The sequence below is a fragment of the Vibrio anguillarum genome (assembly GCF_001989995.2).
In the GTDB taxonomy this organism is placed as follows: domain Bacteria; phylum Pseudomonadota; class Gammaproteobacteria; order Enterobacterales; family Vibrionaceae; genus Vibrio; species Vibrio anguillarum.
Genome location: NZ_JAHGUP010000172.1, coordinates 1 through 579 on the forward strand (window position 1 = coordinate 1; position 579 = coordinate 579).

Sequence of the window (579 nt, forward strand, 5' to 3'; positions counted from 1 at the left end):
TAAACACAAAAACCAACGCATCTTGCCCTCCAATGGATCCTCGTTAAGGGATTTAAGCGTTTGTTAGGCATTTTCCAACGCATTGATATTATTGCTTAATTCCCAGCATTCTAATGATTCGCCATCACTATCCACAGCAATATTTTTATAAATAAATCCATTTTTGCGAACAACATTTAGTGACGCCGAATTTTTAGAAGAGATTAATGCAAAGACAACTTTGACTAAACCAGATTCAAACGCAATTTGGCAAAGTTTGTTAACTGCAAATGTTGCAATACCTTTGCCTTGAGCCCCAAAAGCTACGTTGTAACCGATTTCGACTCGACAGTTGAACGGTGGGTTCTTGAATCCACAACTACCAATTAGCTGGTCATTTGACTTTATAAAGTATGGTAAAGACCAAACTTCACAAATTGAATCACGATAATGATTAAGAGAGCGTACTAAAACATGATTTGGTGGAATTCCGTCAATCATATACTTGAGCTCAGATTGACCATCACGCAACATTTTTAGCTCACTCTCATTTAGCTGAATGAGTTCCATAATTTCCTTATGCCTAACGCCCGGCTAAGG

At 37.8% G+C, this 579-nt stretch carries 1 protein-coding gene; it reads right to left on the reverse strand.

Features of this window, described 5'->3' with window-relative positions; translation table 11 throughout:
- Nucleotides 1-63: 63 nt before the first annotated feature.
- Nucleotides 64-549 (reverse strand): GNAT family N-acetyltransferase, encoded by a 486-nt coding sequence (locus PL85_RS18160; RefSeq protein ID WP_115340124.1) that lies wholly within the window; start codon nt 547-549, stop codon nt 64-66.
- Between the last annotated feature and the right edge of the window lie 30 nt (nt 550-579).